The sequence below is a fragment of the Dapis brunnea BLCC-M229 genome, assembly GCF_050015995.1.
Taxonomy (GTDB): Bacteria; Cyanobacteriota; Cyanobacteriia; order Cyanobacteriales; family Microcoleaceae; genus Trichodesmium.
Window position 1 is genome coordinate 60,397 of the sequence record NZ_JBNHEP010000095.1, and the last position, 20,424, is coordinate 80,820.

Sequence of the window (20,424 nt, forward strand, 5' to 3'; positions counted from 1 at the left end):
TATTAGAACTTATATCATGTCCGGTTAAATATTTACCATGAGGAATAAATAAAATAAATAGAATAAATATCCAAAACATAAGAGATTGCTTTCCTTACGGAATCCTGAGCAAACTTTCTACTCCATTCCAGTCACAATAACTTTATAGTTAGTATTTATCTAGACATAATATTATCCAAATATAAAGTTAAAACTGTCAACTAAGAATTATCGTAGTTGACAATTTATTAGGGGTTTAGTCTCCAAACCCTTCTTAATACCTGAATACTAATTGTTATATTATCTCATATCTGCCATATCTAAACTTTGCGCTCTAAACTCTGATATATTATCAGATAAAGATTCCCAGAAAGGATTATTTTTTCCTAAACGAGTTGTATTAGTAGCATCATGGACACTTCCTCTCAATTCTTGATAATATTGATCGTCCATAAAATTAATATTTAAACTAGAATCAGCCATCAACCTACGGAATTTTTCCTGAGTATAATCTCTCCCATTAATTAATGCTCCTCCAGGATTAGAAACCAATAATTCCCCATTAATTACCACCGAATTAACCATATTCGGCCACCAAGAATAACCGCTATATCCAAACATAGCTGGCACTTGAATTATCTGGTCATCACTGAGATTAAATTCCTGTTTTAATTTCTCAATTAATGGATTTAATTTTTCCCTTTGTAAATAGAGATTATGCTGAATTAACTTAGGATTTTTCAAAGCTGCCCGCACTGTTGTTTGAGTGCTTAAACCACGATTTATCGCAGCTTGACCATAGCCTTGTTGATTTAATTCTTCTAATAATTTTACCCCCGCTTCTGGACTCACAATTAATATTAAAGGTTTGCCAAATTTACTAGGAATAAAACTTATAATTTCATCTACATGACGAATCATTAACCAAGAAGTATCAATATCCACTGGCGGACCCTGAATTTTTTGTGCTTTAATGAAATCAATAATATCAGGATTCATGCCTACTTCCCCTGCTTTACCATAATAAACTCTTCCCATAGGATATCCTGGCAAAGGTGGCGTCACTTCTAGATTTCCATAAGCATCTGCCCACCTATTTAGAGGGTCAAGTTGTCTGGGTTTACCGACTTCAAACCAGCCAAAATTCTCTTTGAGAAGACTGCGAGAATATTGGTCGTTTTCACCTGGGCGGTTAGCTTTGAGGGCAACATTCATGTTACGGGTTTTACCTTGACTGGGAAACTGCACATAACCTATTTCTTTAGTGTCTTGCATCCAGGTAGTGCCACCAGGATTAATTTTGGCTGTTGCACCTGTTTTTTCAATAATTTCTCTGATTTTATTAATAAACTCTTGATTAGCAAAACCTCGATCGCTAACGTGAAGTTCTTTGACTGGAGCAGTATTAGGAGACATTAACCAAGGAACTACACCTATTTGAATACTATCAGAAGCAATTTGTCTACCATTTTTTTCAGCGATCGCTTTCAAATTAACTACCCCTTTCCAGTTGCGATCGGCAAATTGTTTAGCTTCTACACCTAATACTATTTTTGCCTTGGGTATTAATGCTTCAGTACCAGAAATGTCTACTGGTTGCCATCCAGATTCTGTTTTTTGGAATACATTAATATAGTTAGTAACATCTGTGTCTGTAGAAATGTAGATTTGAGCATCCCTATAGTTTTCTGCCAATTGAATATTAACAATAGCTAAATCTGCTGTATCACTTTCACCATTAACATCCCGATCTCGCCAGTCTGGGATTAAATCGCCGTTATCATCATCATTATTAAATAACATCAACGCACCTTCTGATAAAGACCATTTTTCTCTACCTGACTTATCAGTTTCATCCACTTCCCCATCTCTGTTAGTATCACCATAAATTGTGAAACCAGGAGATAAACTATATGCAATGAGTGGATAATTTGTTGTTTGGGTATTTGTCTTGTTTTCTGTATTTTCTGTCCACGCTCTTGCTGCTATTACTTTTTCATAACAAGCAACTGCTAAATACCCCTGGTATTCTATCATTTTTTCGATCGCTCGATCTGTCATCAATGAATCTTGAGGTATTTGACGCAAACTCTCAATTGCATCTAACCAAAGATTTTCTGCTTCTTGCCAAGTTTGATAATTTGCCTGTGTTTTTTTTCCTTTTGCTACCGCATTAGTTGCTATGCTCAGTGCTTGCTTCCAACTTTGGGCAGCTTTTTCTTCTTTAATAATTTTTGCTTCTATACTGCGGAAGTTTTTCAGGTTTTTTTCATATTGTCGTACTTGGAATTGGTATTGCCAAGGTTCTCTTACTTCTTGGAGGTTTGGCATTTTAGAGACTTTATCCAGTTCTACTTTTAGTTGGTCTCTAATCTGGTAAAGTTCTGGTAGTGAACTTACTTTTTTGGGAATTTTTATATTGTTGTTTATCGATTTGATAGTTTCTAGCACAGAAAATTCTGAGTTTGCTTGCTCAGGAAGTGAAGGTTGTGCTACTGCTTGAGGCACAATAGGTATCCAAATAATTCCTACTAATGCCCCAACAGTATTGACTAGACCTATTTTAACGTATCGCATCCAACCCATAGTATACATCCTCGATATATACTTTGAATTTTACCTGATTTCTGCCAACTCATGCCATTTCACGGAAGTCAAAAGTCAAAAGTCAAAAGTCAGATAATCTTATACTAAATCTCAGAACTAATTCATAAATTAAATATTAAAAGAGCTGGTCTGCTATCTACATAATCTCATTAGACATCTGGTGATAATTAAAAATCAAATCAATCCCATACGCAAAAATCATTAATTCTTTCCTCCTACTCCCGTACGGGCGATTCGCCAATCGCCCCTACTCCCTACTCCCTCTTTTCCGGAGAGGTATATTGCTAGGGTGGGTGAGAAAGAATTATATTGGTTTCCCCAGTTATTACCGCGGAGATTGCGTCGGCTAAAAATATACTTTTCCCAGGAGGTTAACTTGTTCAATTGCGAGGCGGCAATTGACTTGACCGCTTCTTTAAATATCATCTTTAATAAATTAATTCTCAGGCATTTTTGCTATATATCCTTAGATGGATAAATAGTGAAGATGGGATGAATACTATATTTAGTTTTCATCTTTAAGAAATGGTATTAGCTGCAGAATTTAATACGACTTTAAACTTTAATTATAAATTATTTAGTAATTGCTTTATATTTCCGGTTGAGCAATCGTAATTAGAAGTTTTGTAGGATATTTAAAAAAATATCTTTAGCTCAGTTTGATCTACCTAATTAGAATTTTTCAACCGGAAATTATTTTAAGGCTCTCTAACCCAATCCTGATTTGGTTTCGCCCAATTAGCTGTTTCCACATTATTAGCACTGGACCCATTACTAGGTAACTCTAAGCAATAACCAGCACCATATACAGTTTTAATATACCGAGGATGACGAGGATCTGGTTCCATCTTCGTTCTCAGATGTCTAATATGGACTCGGATTGTCTCAATATCATCGTCTGGATCGTAACCCCAGACTTCCTTAAGAATTTCACTAGGAGATACTGTCTGGCCATGGCGTTGTAACAAACAATGGAGTAACTCAAATTCTAAATGAGTTAGTTTCACTGTTTGCTCGAACCAAATAGCCTCAAATCTTTCGGGAACCAGGGTCAGAGGGCCATAGCTGAGTATTTCACTATGTTTAGCTGCTTGTGGAATTCTATCTGTGCGTCGCAGTAAAGCACGCACTCGTGCCAGCAGTTCTTCAACCTCAAAGGGCTTTGTTAGATAATCATCTGCACCAGCATTGAAGCCTTCTACTTTATTTTGGGTTTGACCTAAAGCAGTTAACATCAGTACAGGAATATCCGCTGTTCGTTCATCACGACGCAGACGTTGACATACTGTAAACCCATCTACCTTTGGTAGCATTAAATCTAACACTATCAGGTCTGGTAATAGTTGCAAAGCTAGGGCTTGCCCTTTTATACCATCTTCTGCTTGACTAACTTCATAGCCAGCCATTTCTAAGTTTACGGCAACGAGTTCTGCGATCGCAGGATCATCATCAATGACGAGTATTCGGGGCATCATTTGCTACACTTAACCTACGATTTTTTTCTTATTGTAATGTTTAATTAAGATTTTTAAGTTTTTTCCCATCTTTTTTCGTTAAATGTTACAATCTTTTTTCAAAACATTACTCTTATTTGCTTTTAATTGTGCTACTTCTCTCTAACACGAATTTATTTTATTGTCAAGCCATTAAATGATAACGACGAATATCTGTTGGGACTGTCACTAAGTTCTTCAGTTCTAATGATGCTGCTTCAATATGACTTGAGGCCAAATGTTTTTGTAATAGACTTTCACTCTCCCATTCCTCAACAAAAGTAAAATCCCTGGGATCGGCATTATTTTGTAATAATTCGTATTTAATACAACCTTTTTCTTGACGAGTAGGTAATACTATGCTAGTTAAAATTGACTTAACTGCTTCTACTTTATCCGGTAAGGCGACCACACGAGCTACTACTCTAATAGTATCTAAGGACATAATTGATTGGATTCTAGAATCAACAACTAAATAATTTAGAGGATATTTTATGATTTTGAGGCTATAGGTAAAAATCGTCCCTGCTCTTTTAAGTATTTCCATGGAATTGATTCTGGATCTTTTTGACTACTCCACTGACTAAAATCAGGTTTTGTTTTCCGTTTACTAATAGTGCTGGCATGAACATTTAGTCTAGTTGCTAATTCTTTCTGAGTCAGAAACAGAGAAACTGCTTTATTTGCAGCCTCAAACTGATTATTTTCAGGCTCAAATTTGAGACTACAATTTACCTGGGAATGCTGTGGTGGAGTCCAAGGACTTGAAACTTTCTCAATAATTTCTTCTGAGAATAACTGACTATTATACCCTAAAATTTTATCCGTAGCTACTTCAACTTCCTGATTTGTTTGACCAGCAACTAGAGACACAGCAGTCGGAAAATAGTATAATAAACCACCTTGCTCTGTAATTTCTAACTCGGCACCAAATTCTTTGGCTCTTTCATCAAGAAACTTTTGGACAACTTTTCCTGATAGTTGAGAGTTCATGGCCAAGTCTAAAGCTGTAATATGTCCCTGATTGTCCTGAATTAACTTATAGAATAGAGCATTCAAGCAATCTTGTTGGTGTTTCCGTTGTTCCTGATAACGCCTCAAGGTCCAGGTTAGTCCCGAACCAATAACGATAATTGGGAATAAGCGCCAGGATAAACTTAGCATTAGCAATCCCAATCCAAGAGAAATTACAATGGGAAAATTATTTGTAGAGTTGGTATCAAGGTTTTTGGGTATTTTGGACATATTTACTGTTCTTGAGCCAGATTTTTTTGCTTGTTAGGTTCACCTCCTAAATCTATTTTGCACGATTATAAAGTACCCAACAGCAAACGCTGTTTGCAGTGGGCTTCATGTCTCTAACTTATTGCCTCTATTAGAAAGCAAATATTGGCCTTACACACCATTTCTAGTTGCTAGCAACCTTTATCTGGTCCAAGGCGGAACCCATAAAGTCAGCCACCTGACCCAGGATAAAAATATCTTGATTGTAGTGTTTTCCGATTTTATTGGCAGATTGACTTTAACTTACTGATTCAGCAATAATCTTTTTGATTCTTTGGCTCCCTAGTTTCTGTGCCGAGCAGTTCCCTGCTACTTCCTTGTTAGGCTGTCTGGTATCTGTTCTTAGAAACCTACAATAATCTGTAGAAATCTACAATTATCTGTTCTATTCCCTATTCCACTGGCAACTTCGGCGTTATCCAGTCCACAGGCACACGCGAACTAACTACCCGCCATAGCTAGATTTAAGCTAGCATTCAAGTCTCACAAACAACTAAAACTCTATAGTCTAGGTGGGGTTTTTAAGCATTTGTATCATAGCACATTCATTATTGATAATTCATCCCAGCGCCTACTACCTTAGATGCGTAGGACTTCTCGCAATGTTTAGTTAAAATTATGTTTCGTAAATTAAAAATTATTGGTGGCACTATTTTAGTTTGTTTATCGATCGCTGGTTGTGGCCCTAGCAAAATTGTCCAGTGTAATCAATTGATTGCTACTATTAACAAGGGTAATAGTCTTGTTAATGCTCAGACTTCTTATGATGCTACAACAACTAATAAACTTGGAGAAGAGTTAGAAAAAATTTCTCAGGAGTTAGAAGCTCTAGAATTTAAGGATGAAAATCTGCAGCAATTTCAGCAGGACTTCTCTCAAACCTTTAAAGAACTTTCTCAAGCTTTCATTAATATGAGTCTAGGTCTGAAAACTAGCAGACAAGTAGAAGCTTCATTGGAAGGTAGAAAAAAATTCAATGAGGCCAAAACTCAAGTTACCCAAGCTGGCCAACAGGCAAATAAAGTTGCGGTCAATCAAGATATCTCGCTAGAAAAGCTTATTAGTTACTGCCAAGATAATTGATTACTGAAAATTTGGGTCTAAAGCTTTCCTCTTCTAGGGGGACTTTAATTTGATAACTAAGTTAAGAAGGCGCAAAAAAACTTCAGTATTAACGAAAAGTAAAGTCGCTCTAAAATCTCTTCCCTTCTGGCTCCTGCCTTTTCATCAAGAGAATTTTGAACGCCGACCTACTTACTCTAGAATTCAAACTCTTCCTGATTCTGGATAAGTTTTAGAGTTTCAAAGATAACTAATATCATGTTCGGATAAGCAGGTTACCGAATAATTAAGGTAAAAAGCTTCTCCTTTCAAGGAGAAACAAGCGGTCGGAAAGCGGAGCATGACCTTAGGATGGGATGGCGTTTCGGCTGTCGCCGACTTGAATTGCGGAGCGGCTCTGCACTCTTCGGGTCTCCTCGCTGTCCTCCAATCTCCCCTTGAGAAGAAAAAATTTTCACGCTCCGCGTCAATCCAATCCGTTTTAGGGAGAGGTAATTATCAATTATTCATTATCAATTATCAATTATTGAACACCCTCTAGGTGGGCAAGTGAGACGCAACCCAACAATAATGTTGGGTAACCTTGAATGTTGGGTAATGTTCAGTTTCGTTCCGATACAGTCGATGGGGATATCGCTATCCCTCACCTCTGCTTCACGCGCCGTGCATGAGAGTTTCGCTCCTCACACGGCTCCTGATAGCTAAGGTTACTTCGAGGTTAGCTTCACATACTTCCTTTTATCGCCTATATATAGTCGGGTCAGGCCACGCTAATATTATTACCTTTGGCGCTTTGCCGGGAGGTTTGTTTTGGCACTTAGAGTCTCCTACTCTTGAAGTAGATCTAATATCGCGTTTTCGGCTATGTTAGTTTCTGGTTTTACCGACTACCTTAACTACCTCCCCAGGTCTGCATATCCTAGAAATTACTCCAGGGTTGCTTCTTAGGGAATCCTTATCCCTATAAGACATTGGTTAAACTTTCCCTACTCATCGGTCGATTAATGAGAGTCCAATAGGGGTTACTTCGTTCCCATAACCCATTTCACGGATTTCTTTAGGTGTCCTGAGTCGTCCGAGACTTGCTCCTCTTGTCCTTTAGGCGGTTGAAGACCTAGAGGGGCATCATCTGTACCATTTTGCTCACAGGGGATACAAGGACAATTACCCTGATTTAGGTTGACGTTTGCGCAGCATTCCGCAGGAAACGTTTGACAGGATTCATGTTCAACGCCCTTAACTAACTTCTCTGGCAGCATCGTCCTTAGTCCTTAAGGCTTATCCGCTTTTAGCCCATGCACGCTCGAGTAATGGTTGTTAGTCCATTAAACCTGAGCTATGAAGTCACTCCGAGCGCTGAGAGGGAAGGAATTTAACCTCCATAGGCTATGAGTTTTTAACCTTTTGGTTAAAGGGTCATGTTGCAGTCTTGGCTTCTTTGACCCAACGAGTCGCACTCAACCTAACCTACATTAACTACATTAACCAATTTTTTAAAGCCTGCCCGATCGGGTGAGGTTTTAAACATTAAACCGAACATGATATAAGTCCTAACTATAATGACCACTTCAAAAAACATTTAATCATGGCGGAAGTTGAAGGGTTTAGAACGAGCGATCGCCTATTCATGCAACAAAACCCTAGCTAATTATCAATTTGAGAATTCCAAAATTGATTGCTGACCCATAATCCCAAAGCAACTATCACGAGAAAAAAACCTATCACCTGAAATGTAATTGAGTATTGCCACCAATTAATCAGCACCCCAGCAATAATAGGACCAGCAACTTTACCAGCATTAGTTAGAGTACCAACTAAGCCAAGGGTTGCTCCTACACTTTTCTTGTCCGTCCATTTGATTACCAATGCCGTCATTGAGGGGACAATTAGTGCCTGTGCCAACCCCATCACGACAAAAGCAGCTAGGAGATAAACATAGTTTTGGGCAGAGGCGACCAGAGGAAGCGCTAACCCCAAAAGTGCTAGCCCAAAAGAGACAGGGAAAACATACCCTTTCCGATCCCCTATCTTTCCCCCCCAGGGTTTGAGCAGTAGATGGGTTATTTCTTGAATAGCGAAAAGACCACCAACAACAGCTATATTGACCTGCTGAGACACAGCATAAATAGGCATAAATGTTTTAACAGCGTAAAGTGCCACATACAATATAGATTGCAAGCTACCAGCTAGCCAAGCAGATGGAGTTCGTCCACCAATATATATGGTTTCAAAAACTTGTCGTGCTAGGGAACAACTAGGTTTAATCTTTGCTGGAGCAGTTTCTGTTAAACCAATAATGGGGAAAAAGGCAAGGATACTGAAAAAACCTGTAACAGTATAGACAGTCGCTGGAGATAATGTCAGTAACAACCAACTAGCCACCAAGGGACCAACAATGTATCCTCCACTTCGGGCAATACTGAACCAACCTATGCGTTCAGCCAGATATTTTGGCGATTGCTGGGAAATATAAGCTAAAGTCACAGGCCCATAAATAGTTGTGGCGAGACCGTGGACTATGCGTACAACAGCTAGTTGAATTGGCGTATGAACAAATTGATAAACAAACGGCATCACCACAAAAAAAGTGGTACCTACTAATAACCAAAGCCTTTGTCCAAAAAGGTCAGAAAAAGCTCCAATCAGAGGCTTAAGTATCATCCCAGTACAGGTTGAGACAGAGACAATGAATCCAAGAGAAACATCACTCGCTCCTAAGGATGCAGCAAAAATGGGCAGCAGGGGACTTTTACCCATTTGGTAAGCAGAGCGAACAACAAAATCAGCAAAAGTAATAGGAAGAACTGCCCTCAATTGGCGCATATGATTAATTGAGTTTGTCTGGTTGACGTTCTCCCCGACCTAAAGGAAGGGGAATTCTTAAGAATCACTTACCGAAAAATTGGGTTTAAAGCCTCCCCCTTTTAGCTATGCATGATAAACATCTTTCTTAACATAAAACGTAGACATTAAATAGAATTTATGTATAAGTCTTTTGAAAGGCTTTTTTCTTAGATTTGTGTATTGAATTAGACATAAAGAAGTGAGAAATGCACCCCAAGATTCTTACTCCCCCCTCTTCCCCCTCTTCCCCCTCTCCCCACCCTCCCACAAGGTTTTCAGGAGTTCCTTATCAGGGATAGCCCTTTTAGGGAGACTTCGTGCTATGCTTAAAAAAGCGGAAAGGTATTCAAGCGCTCTAAAAACCTATAGTTACTTAATTGTAGCGTTGGCACCTTGAAAACTAGAGTTATGGGGTGCGTGTACAGTAATGCTGGTACTTAGGAATTGCTCTAAGCAACAATTACCAGAGAACCAAAGTTTTTTTAAGGTTTGAACTGTACCGTAGGACATACGGGAACAGGCTCTTGTTAGCGCAGCTCCTCTGTTAGCGCAGCTCCTCCGCAGGAGGCAAGAGGCAATAGAGCGAACGCTTGGTCCGAGAACCATCTCTGGACTAGGTATCGCAAGGTAATTAGTTTAAGTGGACTCGGTGAACCAAGAATCCTGGTTTCAGGAGAATCTCCGCGCCTTTAGGCCGGAGAGTATGTCAAACCGTTTCACCGTTCAATAGAGCATAAGAACAAGTTTAATTTAGTTAATCCCAGAGGGCTTGATGCGTCCTGAAGTTTGGGAATCCCGCGGCTGGCTCAAGCGCAACGTGGGGAGGATGTCAATTTCTATTCTGGTAATGGAGGAGGAGTTACGGAGCGGATACCCGTGTCGTACTCAATCTTGATTGGAGTGATTGACATCTCCTCAACAACGATTTCAATCTCGCCAGGAGTCCCCAGTAATCCTGGAACTGGCATAGGCTCCAAATAGTAACGCCCAGGCTGAAGTTTAACGGAGAACTGACCATTTGCATCAGAGGTGACTCGAGTCACCTCTTCGCCTTCAGAGTCACGAACGATCAATATAGCTGATTCCACTGGTTGTTCTTCGCACCCAGATGAGTCTATCCGATTGGGACAAGCAGGACCTGCAATGACCTGTCCACTGAGGGTTGCCTGCTCACCGTCATAAACGCTCATAGCATTGCAGCATCCAATAAACACTACAGCAACAAATATCAAACACAACCTTACCAGAAGCATGATACTCAGTTATTTTAAATAGTAGATAAGCGATTGACAGTAGGTTGGTCACGGCTGCGTCCAAAATGTACGTACTGAGGATCGACGTTACTTGCCGCTGTTCCCCCTTGAAGGGTAAAACCGGAGGCTATCCAAGTCAGTCCGTCAGGGAAGTGACGCCGACAATTAATATAGTCACCCCAACGTCCGTTGTTGGGTCCATTGGTGCTCTTACGAGTGAATAGTGACTGCCAACCATTGGAGTAGTCATCCCAAAGCGATACCACATGACTTGGATAATATTGGCTCCCACCACCGTAAAACATCGTCGCACCAACGTGACCGCGATCATTTGGGCAAGCTGCCGGATAAGCCCATGCAGCACTTCCACTCCAAAGATCGGGTTGGTCAATCACCGCTTTACTGATTTCATTAATCCGAACAACTCGAATGTGAGGAAAGGGACGACTACCACGACTATTTGCCGTCCACATAGCTCCGATAACATTGTTTGCTACCCATGCACCAGTAATCCGCGCATCAGCTCGACCGAGCCAATTCCTGCCGTCAGGACCTGGAGCAGAATAACTGCCACCACTCCAGGTATTGACGTTGATATTCCAAAAAGTAATATTGTTGGAATTCTCTGGCCAGCTAAATAAACGAACTTGGGAAGCATTGTTGTGGCTGACCCAGTACATTGTGTTGCCAGCCCCCTGAGTGAGACGCAGGGAGCCATTATTGGTGGTTGACCAGTAGCTATAATTTAGAGACCCCCCAGTAGCCAATGTATCCAGAGGAAACTTGAATACTACGGCGCGTTGCCATAGATTACTACTGTTAAATACGTTAAACGTTACCCACAGGTAATTATTACTTAGCGCCATATCGGGGTAGTCAAACCACAAACCAGCCCAACTGCTAGTTACCCCACTTGGAGAAAAGTTGTACCAATACCAAGAATTGTTTTGAAGCGTCGGCCCACTCTTGATGGCAATTCGGAATATGTTTTCGTTGTTGCTGCCTCGGATATACTGCAACAACCAAAAAAGCAAGTCACGGCTGCGATCGTAGTGAGTTAGTTGATCGCAACAAAAGCCTCCTGCAGCACTTGGTAGAGTTGTAAACGGGGAGACGTACTGCCAACTGCTGCCGTTATCTAGTGACTTAGTCGCATACCAGTTTCCCGTCATATAAATCTGACGACCGTTGTTGGCAAGACTAGGCTCCCCTACCTGTGAAGTTTGTAGACTAGTAGCTCGATCGTTGAGCCCTATGTTTCGAAAAAATACAAAATCTCCTGGTGGCATTTTTTATTACCTCCGATTAGAACAATTGGAATAGAAGTTTTTGCTAATCCTACAGAAGTAGTAGTCTAAGCATGAAAGGTTAATAATCCTCAAGTGGCAGTCGTATTTAAGATACAAAAACTTACCCACTGGGAATACACCTAAAATATTGCTCTGAAAAATCACACAACTCACTTAGCTCGAGGTTTTTCATCAAAAATCAATCGAACCATTTTACCTAAGTCTTTCCACCAACAATTCTTTTAGGGGTTGGGGACGCCACTTGGGTACCAAATACCCAGATTTTTAAATTTCAGTGTTAGGATCGGGCAAGATTACTCTCCCCCTTCAACTTCCATCGGATCCATAGCCTCAACATCTTCAGTCTCCGCTGCTCCTCTAGCCAGCATTTCTTCTCCAGCCCCCTCTGGCTCATCAATTAAGGGCGGTCCCATGGGTTTCCGTGTTCCATACCGAGCTTCTCTCGCTTCAAGCTGCTCCAAACTCAACCGCTCGGCTTCCACAGCACTTAATGCACGCATCGTCATATCTGTAGTTGGCTGTTCTGCTTGGCCAGCAGACCCAGTGCTTGCACTTTCAGTACCATCCGGATCCATTATTTGAATTTCTTCTGGCATTTTTTCACCTCAATCTTAATCTAGGCATTATATTATTTACGGGGTAATGTCTTTAGTTTTTCGCCATTTGACGTTATCCCACGGTTAACCGCTAGGGGTATAATACCATTTCTCAAAAAGAATGCTATACCCGATCGGGTGGGGAAGTATGGGAAGTGTGGGAAGTGTGGGAAGAGGTTAAAAGTATGATAAATCTATACTAACCTACTAATAATTGTCAAAAACAGACTTTGAATCTGGGTAATTATTTGACTGTTGAAGTATAGCTGAAGTATAGCATTACTTTTAGTAATTGGTATAACGGGGGTTTCTCAACCTCTTGAATAGAGTTTTACCTTTTCACGGGTTTAAATAGGAGTTCTGAATCGAACCCCATACTCTACTCTATGTTGTTGTCAATGTACACACAGGTCGAATTACCACTACTGCTTCATAAAACCGATATAAAACGTCACATAGCGTGATATTTTACTGTTTACTTCCTGCTTCAACTGAGACCGTCGGCGGTTACTCATCCACAGGCATCCACGGTCAAGCCGACCCCATCTCTTGAGTGTGTCTTAGATTCTGAGGAAACCTCAGAATTACACACTCGCTTTTTTAAATTAATACTTGCATTCAAGTCGCGATCTATAGATATGCCACACTCAGGACAATCATAAGTTCTAAGGTTTAAGGGCATATCTTGGAGGTCACCACACCTACTGCAAGTCTTTGATGATGGAAAAAATCTGTCTACTACTAACTCCGCTCCGTACCACTGAGTTTTATATTCAAGCTGTGCTTCATAAAACCGATATAAAACATCACATAGCGTGATATTTTACTGTTTACTTCCTGCTTCAACTGAGACCGTCGGCGGTTACTCATCCACAGGCATCCACGGTCAAGCCGACCCCATCTCTTGAGTGTGTCTTAGATTCTGAGGTTTCCTCAGAATTACACACTCGCTTTTTTAAATTAATACTGGCATTCAGATCGCGATCTATAGATAAACCACATTCAGAGCAATCATAAGTTCTAAGGTTTAAGGGCATATCTTGAACATGACCGCACCGGCTCCCCCTACCCCTAGTAACTGCACAACTCGATCGACTGTGTTCATATTAGCAAATTGCTGATTGATTGGCATTAATCTTTACTTTTTTTTACATACTGAGGTTTTTTTGCGCCTTCTTAATTAGTGATGAATTTCTAGCTCTAGTACATAATGTCCCATGCGTAACTGTTGGGACCATAGTTCATATTCTAGGCGCAAATAATCTGGAATTGGTCTTCCCTGAACCAATAAGTTACGGGTAAAATTACGCAGTCGCAACTGATAATGTAAATTTAATGAATCGTCTTGAAGCCAATAACGACAGATGCCATAAACTCCTCTTTCCCAGACATGGCGGTAACAATATTTGCCATTTCCTTGCATTGTCATAATGACTCGAGACGGAGAAACTTCTAGCCACAAAAGTCTTGGTTTGGGAACATTTGGCAATATGGGTAATTCCTCTATAGATGATACTTCTGTGTCCCTAATGGTAGGTTCATGCAATAATATATGGAATTGGTCTCGGTCTTTGTGATAAAGAGTGGCTGCAGTTTCAACCATAGACCAAATTGGTAAGTCTGTTGATATTAATGATAGACTTACAGGTTTGCGTTGATAAGTTAGCATATATATTCTCTGGTTGTGATTGTTGATTGAATAGTTATTATTTTCTTGAGCAAGAAATAAGGTCTTAAGCCTCCCTTTTTAAGGGGATAAAAAAGGAAATTTTGGATTTTCTTGCCTCTGGTTTCAGCAGTCGGTACTGTTAACGCAGTACCTCAGTTAGGAAGCTAACTGAAATGATACTGGTGGCTTAAATCAAAAACTTATTGACACGAACGAAGTAATTTAACAGGAGATTCTTCTTTTATTCTTAAATAGGTCAAACAAACCCTCTTTGTCTAACCCTCTATACACAATTTACCAAAGCTGTTTCTTCAAAGGCATCTCCTACTGCGATTAATCTTCTATTTTTTATTACTTTTGTGACTGCCACATCTCTTGCAGTCTCATCATCAAAGTTTCTACATTGATGTTTTTATTCATCAGTTTTTCTTGCCTGTAATACTGTTATAGTTAGGATATTTTTGAGATGTATAATTATTGTAAAATTTTGCATAATATTTATCTCGTTTATAACTGTTAATATTAGCGTTAGCGCAGCTCCTCCGGAGGAGGCAAGAGGATAACTGAAATGACAAAATAAGGTGTAAAAAAGGCCAGATACCATTCATTATCAATTGTCAAAGAAGACATTAAAGTTCTCGTAAGCATTTAGCTATTAGCGGTCATTTCTGGTGCTTTTTCTACGAATTTTATGCGAGGTTGCATATAATTATGAAATTCATTAATTTATCCGTCTTTAATATACGGTAATTATTATGTCAATCTAATTCACCTGCAGCTTCATTTCAATTTGGTATTAAGGAGAAGCAATGCTTATGCTATTAAATTTTATTGATACTTTTAATTATTGCTCAATCTCTCAATACTAATTTCTCTGATCGAGACAGTGATTTAATAACTAACGGCTGATAAAGTATTTCCTCTGTAAGAGACTACCTGACGGTTGAATGCTTATAAGTTATCAACATAGTAGTTACAGAAAAAAGACTATAGACAATAGACAATTATTTTATTCTGAACTTCTGACTCCTTAATTTTATCAAGATATTGACTCTTGCCATAAATCCTGAATTTTTATATATTTTTATCGTACCACATATATAGATACTTAGGCACAATAGATAGTTATTTACAAAACATGAGTAAATGTATTGAGTTTAGTTGCATTTTTTTTTGCTTTTGTTTCAATTTTTTAACTAAATAGAGCTTGGAATCAAGTCTTATACTACTAAATCTGGTTTATAGGGTATCTTTTTATCCAGATGAAGAAATAGGGTGTAAGATGCCTAGGGAGAGAACTTCACCTTAAATTATAGTATCAAATATCTTGAGAAACCGGATTTGGTATCAACTGTTGCCTCTTACCTATCCTCACCACGAAACTTTTTAGGGTTCGCTAAAAAGTTTTGCTGAAAGCAGAAAAAATAGACTGATTTAGTGTATAATATCTTCTAATTTCATTATGGTTCTTTTCTTACTCGACATGAATGGGCAGCTTTGCTTTAGTCTTCTTTTCCAAAGCAAAGCTGCAATAGATAAAGATATTTTTTAGGATTTAATTCCCTGCTGCGGTTATGGAATAGATGACTGTAAGAAATAAGTATTTTAAGTCCTTTCTCAAAAGTTACCAGTTGGAGAAAAATATTCACTACCTTTCTCGCAAATTAGTATTATTTAGTGGATTAGTTAACTTTAAATTGCCTACTGTACTAACTCACCACAATCTATATAATATTATCGCTGTGCAAAGTTATAGTTGATTTTATGGTAGCTGCTGTTGTTAGTACAAAAATTACAAATAGTCAGGAAACTTTAATAATTCAAAGACCAAAATCAGGTCTATGTCTCAAAGGTAATATTTCAATTCCTGGAGATAAATCAATTTCTCATCGCGCTCTGATGCTAGGAGCGATCGCTCAAGGCCAAACTAATATTCAAGGTTTACTCCTAGGAGAAGATCCTCGCAGCACTGCTAGATGTTTTTCACTTCTTGGGGCAAATATTTCCCAGCTCAATGCAGAGTTAGTAGAAGTTTATGGTGTGGGGGTAGGTAATCTCACAGAAGCATCTCGTGTTTTGGACTGTGGTAATTCTGGCACTACAATGCGACTAATGTTAGGTATTTTGGCATCTCATCCTGAACATTTCTTTACTGTTACAGGGGATAGCTCCTTAGTGCAACGTCCAATGTCCCGTGTTATTCAGCCACTCACACAAATGGGGGGTCAAATTTGGGGTAGAAAAGGGAACAGCTTGGCACCTCTAGCAATTCAGGGACAAAAGTTACGACCAATACATTATCACTCTCCCATTGCTTCAGCCCAGGTAAAATCTTGTATTTTGTTTGCTGGTTTAATGACGGAGGGGAAAACTACAGTAACTGAACCTGCTCTGTCACGAGACCATAGTGAAAGAATGTTAAAAGCTTTTGGAGCAGAAATTCAAGTTGACCCAGAAACAAATAGTGTAACGGTGACAGGTCCAGCTAAACTTAAAAGCCAAGATGTGGTTGTGCCTGGTGATATTAGCTCCGCAGCTTTTTGGTTAGTCGCAGCAGCTATTGTACCTGGGTCAGAATTAGTAATTGAAAATGTTGGTGTTAATCCTACCCGTACAGGTATCTTGGAAGTTATGGAAATGATGGAGGCTGATATTATACAGGAAAATCAGCGAATTGTTGCAGGAGAACCTGTAGCAGATTTACGGGTACGTTACAGTCCATTGAAACCTTGCGAAATTTCTGGTTCTATTATTCCCAGATTAATTGATGAAATTCCGATTTTGGCCGTAGCTGCTATGTTTGCTGAAGGGACGACTGTGATTAGGGATGCTGCTGAGTTGCGGGTCAAAGAAAGCGATCGCCTGGCAGTTATGGCCACCCAGCTCCAAAAACTGGGGGCCAAAGTTACTGAGCTACCTGATGGTTTGGAAATTACTGGTGGTGTTTCTATAACTGGTACAGATGTTGAAAGTGATGGGGATCATCGAATAGCTATGAGTTTGGCGATCGCTGCATTGAATGCTACTGGCATTACTAACATTCATCAGGCTGAAGCTGCCAGTATTTCTTACCCAAACTTTGCCAAGACTCTACAACAAATCTGTACTTAATTGACATCCTCCCGACGTTGCGCTTGTGCGACAATGTGAAATTCCGAAACCTCACCATAGCGCAGTTTCTCCTCAGGAGGCTTTGGGTTTCTGTTGCCTCTTGCAGAAGAGCTGCACTTTTCATGTTGCACAGCGAAACATAGTACCTACCGTTGAAGGCCAAACCTCTTTTCGGTCTTAAGGTTGCTCCACAGTACGTTGCTAATCCCAAGGATCCCCTAGAAACTGCTAGTCGAGTAGCCTGATTGTATGTATAATAGCGCAAAACTCGTAAAAACCGATTGGGTTGATTAGTTTTCCTATGGGACGCTCCCTTGCAGGAGAGCGCGGGTCTTCAACCAAGGTTGAGATAATACCACTGCAATATTGCCCAAATTTAGGTGGAAAAGGGATTTATGGAGAAAAGTTTGTGCATGATCGGCCAATAATCAGGGTCAGAAACCCGGTTTCTTGCTTGAGGTGTGTAAGTCCCAACCACTTTAATATTACCCAAATTTTAGGCATTGGTTAATTTCTGATAATTAACCAATGCCTATGTGTTGAACCCCGCTCAACTGTGCCTAACTATCAGATGGCTTATCACCTAGTAGTTGATCTTTCCAAGCTTGAATTTCTGCTGATAACTCCTGGCGATTAGAGGCACGAAGAAGATAGCGATATACAAACCAGCCTGAATAAATAATACCAATTAACTCAAAAGTTGGAGCTAGTAATGGAATATCATTTAATGATTCGACTACTGCCAACATTACCTTCAGGGTAATAATGACTGCCAAAATTAGACCCAGAGTAACGATTGGCTTTTGATATTGTCCAAAAAAGCCAGTAATAATTGCTGGTAGTTCTGATAATATTTCCAAGACTTGGTTCTTAATATCTTGAAACTGATCGGATGTTTCTTCTGAATTTGGCACTTTAGCTAAAGAACCAGCTTCTGTAGGGTTTACTCCTACTTGCTGTTTAGTATCTTGCTTCTCTTCCATGATAATGCTCCTTTACTTAACTTAATAAATTAGTTATGACAAAGATTGAAGTTGTCTAGGTCAATAGTCCAGAATTTTACAGGACATACCCACTTTACTACTCAAGTTATCTTCAAACATAAGCCTAAGCCAGGGAAACCTGACATTGCAAGAATGATGATAATATATAGATTTGGCATATATAGTTCTTAATAACTAATTTCCACAAATCTTAAATAATCGCTTCAACTTGAATACTTACAATTTAGTTAAATAAAAAATAATTATCAATATTTTCTTGAATCTTTGTGGTAGGATATAATACCTATTTTGAGGGCACGATCTGAAGTAATACTGATTTGATAAATGTTTGCTACAAATAGCTAAGGGATTTTTATAGTCAAAGGGACATCTCCTGTAAAGTCTTTTTATCCCCCTTATTATTCGTAACATTCTTTTTTCATGCTTGATATAACTACTAAAAAAAGCAGATGAATGTAACAGTTAGATGCACCTAGATTCACCAGCTATCAAGTCGAGGAGTTGAAATTAAAAAATGTTGAATTAACTAACTTTCTATAACTAATCTAAGGTTTGATTTAGAACAGAGAAACATGACTCTCAACACTAAAGCCAGATTGATTCTCCAGAATGGCGATCACAGAGTTATTAACCAACAATTCATTAGTTGAGTTATCAAAACTGACTGCACCGAGACCGCTAATACCATAATGACTTTTATCGATCCGAATCAAATCCCCTTCAGAATCACTAAAGTCGAGAATTGTGTCAATTCCAGAAGTGCGTGCAGCGTGACGGAAAATAAACTTATCACTACCAGCACCACCAATCAAGGTGTCATTGTCTTTATAGCCTTGGAGATCATCGTTACCGTCTCCTCCTATCAGGACGTCCTGACCTTTCTTACCGTGGAGCGTATCATTGCCTCCACCGCCATAGACATAATCATTACCATGACCAGCATCAATATCGTTATTGCAATCATTTCCGATGAGAATATCTTTAGATCCTGTACCCTGAAGTTCTTCTGTTCCAATAAACTCAATCTTTTTTAAGACATCTCCAACTTCAGAACTAGCAATATGCTCCAGGATAATGTCCTGATCGGATGCGGATACAGAAATAGTCAGAGTATCATTAGAGTGACTAACATCAAAACGTACCTGATTATTAGAGGCATCATAATAGTCTTGAATATCAATCTGAATCTTATCTTCAGCAGGATTGAAATCTGTGATTGTATTGTCTCCACTAGAGAGGATAAAAGTATCATCACCACTATTGCCAGTCAGAATATCGTTCCCTTGTGCAGAAGCTAAAACGTTATCGTTATCGTCTCCTGTGATAGTATCATTATGCTTACTACCGAAAATATTCTCAATGCTGTTTAACGTGTCTTTTGTACCAAAGCCATCATCATTGTTCTCCCCATTCTCTAAGTTAATATTGATACCTGATGTAGAGTCCGTATAGTTCGCTGTATCAGAACCATCACCACCATAAATACGGTCGTTACCTTGTCCCCCCAAAAACTGATCGTCGCCCTCAAATCCATACATCACATCATTACCAGCTGTATTTGCTAATGCTGACTCTTCATAGCCATAGAGAACATCACCAAATTGGGTTCCATAGGAATAGTCAGCATTATTGCTACCCTTGATATCAAGTCCGGAATAGGCTCCCAGAACTAGAAATTTGTTTGTTCCTAGGTTTTCGATATCTGATTGTTCAATATCCAGTAGTGTATTACTTTTGTAATCTTTGGCATCACTAGAATCAAGAATTAATGCGTTGCGTTCAAGAATATCAAACCAGCTTGACTGAAGTTTGCCGTTTGAGTAACCTTCAAGATTATTAAAGTCATTAGATAGTTGAACAGTTGCAATCACATCAGTTTTGTCTGTATCCTGAAAAACCTTGAATAGATTTGTACCACTGCTATTTTCATCAATGTAGATATCACCATCCGATGGTAGAGGAATAAATATGACATCCTCGTTAGGGTTGAAGTCTGTAATAGTGGCAGAACCAGTTTCAGGAGCATTTGCGCCTTTTTCAACTGCGGCTGTAACGTTATTTGAGGTGGTTTTGGCTACATCAAACAGCATTGGTACGATTTCTTTTGTCTTTTTCAGAGGCGTCAAGAATGGAATAGCTGTGAATAAGAAGTCACTAATAGAGTTGTTGGGAAATAACTTAGGTTAGAAAAAAACTCAAACGAAAACTTGAT

The 20,424-nt window shown here is 39.2% G+C and carries 14 protein-coding genes and 1 pseudogene; 2 read left to right on the forward strand and 13 right to left on the reverse strand.

Annotation, left to right across the window (positions count from 1 at the left end; all coding sequences use genetic code 11):
- Window positions 1-279: 279 nt before the first annotated feature.
- The 4 genes from ACP6PM_RS11330 to ACP6PM_RS11345 form a co-directional block, all read right to left on the reverse strand.
- Entirely contained in the window at window positions 280-2,556 is a 2,277-nt protein-coding gene (locus ACP6PM_RS11330; protein WP_426584645.1) for a protein-arginine deiminase domain-containing protein, read from the reverse strand.
- 728 nt (window positions 2,557-3,284) lie between these two features.
- Entirely contained in the window at window positions 3,285-4,058 is a 774-nt protein-coding gene (locus ACP6PM_RS11335; protein WP_426584672.1) for a response regulator transcription factor, read from the reverse strand.
- A 166-nt stretch (window positions 4,059-4,224) separates the two neighbouring features.
- Window positions 4,225-4,524: a putative quinol monooxygenase gene (locus ACP6PM_RS11340; protein ID WP_426584647.1), complete on the reverse strand. Its 300-nt coding sequence runs from the start codon at window positions 4,522-4,524 to the stop codon at window positions 4,225-4,227.
- 47 nt (window positions 4,525-4,571) lie between these two features.
- A complete protein-coding gene (locus tag ACP6PM_RS11345; RefSeq protein ID WP_426584649.1) occupies window positions 4,572-5,324 on the reverse strand; it encodes a hypothetical protein in 753 nt (250 codons plus the stop codon).
- Between the two features lie 657 nt (window positions 5,325-5,981).
- Here ACP6PM_RS11345 and ACP6PM_RS11350 point away from each other — a divergent pair.
- Entirely contained in the window at window positions 5,982-6,446 is a 465-nt protein-coding gene (locus ACP6PM_RS11350; RefSeq protein ID WP_426584651.1) for a hypothetical protein, read from the forward strand.
- A 1,623-nt stretch (window positions 6,447-8,069) separates the two neighbouring features.
- Here ACP6PM_RS11350 and ACP6PM_RS11355 read toward each other — a convergent pair.
- The 7 genes and pseudogenes from ACP6PM_RS11355 to ACP6PM_RS11385 all read right to left on the reverse strand — a co-directional run bounded on the left by ACP6PM_RS11355 (window position 8,070) and on the right by ACP6PM_RS11385 (window position 14,097).
- On the reverse strand, window positions 8,070-9,239 hold the full coding sequence (locus ACP6PM_RS11355) for an MFS transporter (RefSeq protein ID WP_426584653.1): 1,170 nt from the start codon (window positions 9,237-9,239) through the stop codon (window positions 8,070-8,072).
- 866 nt (window positions 9,240-10,105) lie between these two features.
- On the reverse strand, window positions 10,106-10,312 hold the full coding sequence (locus ACP6PM_RS11360) for a hypothetical protein (protein WP_426584655.1): 207 nt from the start codon (window positions 10,310-10,312) through the stop codon (window positions 10,106-10,108).
- A gap of 224 nt (window positions 10,313-10,536) precedes the next feature.
- On the reverse strand, window positions 10,537-11,811 hold the full coding sequence (locus tag ACP6PM_RS11365) for a hypothetical protein (protein WP_426584656.1): 1,275 nt from the start codon (window positions 11,809-11,811) through the stop codon (window positions 10,537-10,539).
- A gap of 314 nt (window positions 11,812-12,125) precedes the next feature.
- Entirely contained in the window at window positions 12,126-12,428 is a 303-nt protein-coding gene (locus ACP6PM_RS11370) for a hypothetical protein (protein ID WP_426584658.1), read from the reverse strand.
- A gap of 511 nt (window positions 12,429-12,939) precedes the next feature.
- Window positions 12,940-13,248 carry a zinc ribbon domain-containing protein gene (locus ACP6PM_RS11375; protein WP_426584674.1) on the reverse strand — a complete coding sequence of 103 codons (309 nt, stop codon included), beginning with the start codon at window positions 13,246-13,248 and terminating at the stop codon, window positions 12,940-12,942.
- 46 nt (window positions 13,249-13,294) lie between these two features.
- A pseudogene (locus tag ACP6PM_RS11380) lies at window positions 13,295-13,477 on the reverse strand (zinc ribbon domain-containing protein); the annotation flags it as partial.
- A 131-nt stretch (window positions 13,478-13,608) separates the two neighbouring features.
- A complete protein-coding gene (locus ACP6PM_RS11385; RefSeq protein ID WP_426584660.1) occupies window positions 13,609-14,097 on the reverse strand; it encodes a hypothetical protein in 489 nt (162 codons plus the stop codon).
- Window positions 14,098-15,861: 1,764 nt separating this feature from the next.
- Here ACP6PM_RS11385 and aroA point away from each other — a divergent pair.
- Window positions 15,862-17,208 carry a 3-phosphoshikimate 1-carboxyvinyltransferase gene (gene aroA, locus ACP6PM_RS11390; RefSeq protein WP_426584662.1) on the forward strand — a complete coding sequence of 449 codons (1,347 nt, stop codon included), beginning with the start codon at window positions 15,862-15,864 and terminating at the stop codon, window positions 17,206-17,208.
- A 560-nt stretch (window positions 17,209-17,768) separates the two neighbouring features.
- Here the strand turns inward: aroA and ACP6PM_RS11395 are convergent.
- Together ACP6PM_RS11395 and ACP6PM_RS11400 are read right to left on the reverse strand one after the other, a co-directional pair.
- Complete coding sequence (locus tag ACP6PM_RS11395; RefSeq protein WP_426584664.1) at window positions 17,769-18,191, reverse strand: CAAD domain-containing protein; 423 nt, start codon at window positions 18,189-18,191, stop codon at window positions 17,769-17,771.
- A gap of 578 nt (window positions 18,192-18,769) precedes the next feature.
- Entirely contained in the window at window positions 18,770-20,302 is a 1,533-nt protein-coding gene (locus ACP6PM_RS11400) for a calcium-binding protein (protein ID WP_426584666.1), read from the reverse strand.
- Window positions 20,303-20,424: the final 122 nt, after the last annotated feature.

Excerpts from the sequence above, each read along its gene's own strand:
- ACP6PM_RS11335 (WP_426584672.1), bottom strand. The coding sequence starts at position 4,058 with ATGCCCCGAATACTCGTCATTGATGATGATCCTGCGATCGCAGAACTC.
- aroA (WP_426584662.1), top strand. The coding sequence starts at position 15,862 with ATGGTAGCTGCTGTTGTTAGTACAAAAATTACAAATAGTCAGGAAACT.
- ACP6PM_RS11350 (WP_426584651.1), top strand. The coding sequence starts at position 5,982 with ATGTTTCGTAAATTAAAAATTATTGGTGGCACTATTTTAGTTTGTTTA.
- ACP6PM_RS11400 (WP_426584666.1), bottom strand. The coding sequence starts at position 20,302 with ATGCTGTTTGATGTAGCCAAAACCACCTCAAATAACGTTACAGCCGCA.
- ACP6PM_RS11340 (WP_426584647.1), bottom strand. The coding sequence starts at position 4,524 with ATGTCCTTAGATACTATTAGAGTAGTAGCTCGTGTGGTCGCCTTACCG.
- ACP6PM_RS11365 (WP_426584656.1), bottom strand. The coding sequence starts at position 11,811 with ATGCCACCAGGAGATTTTGTATTTTTTCGAAACATAGGGCTCAACGAT.
- ACP6PM_RS11345 (WP_426584649.1), bottom strand. The coding sequence starts at position 5,324 with ATGTCCAAAATACCCAAAAACCTTGATACCAACTCTACAAATAATTTT.
- ACP6PM_RS11385 (WP_426584660.1), bottom strand. The coding sequence starts at position 14,097 with ATGCTAACTTATCAACGCAAACCTGTAAGTCTATCATTAATATCAACA.
- ACP6PM_RS11370 (WP_426584658.1), bottom strand. The coding sequence starts at position 12,428 with ATGCCAGAAGAAATTCAAATAATGGATCCGGATGGTACTGAAAGTGCA.
- ACP6PM_RS11395 (WP_426584664.1), bottom strand. The coding sequence starts at position 18,191 with ATGGAAGAGAAGCAAGATACTAAACAGCAAGTAGGAGTAAACCCTACA.
- ACP6PM_RS11330 (WP_426584645.1), bottom strand. The coding sequence starts at position 2,556 with ATGCGATACGTTAAAATAGGTCTAGTCAATACTGTTGGGGCATTAGTA.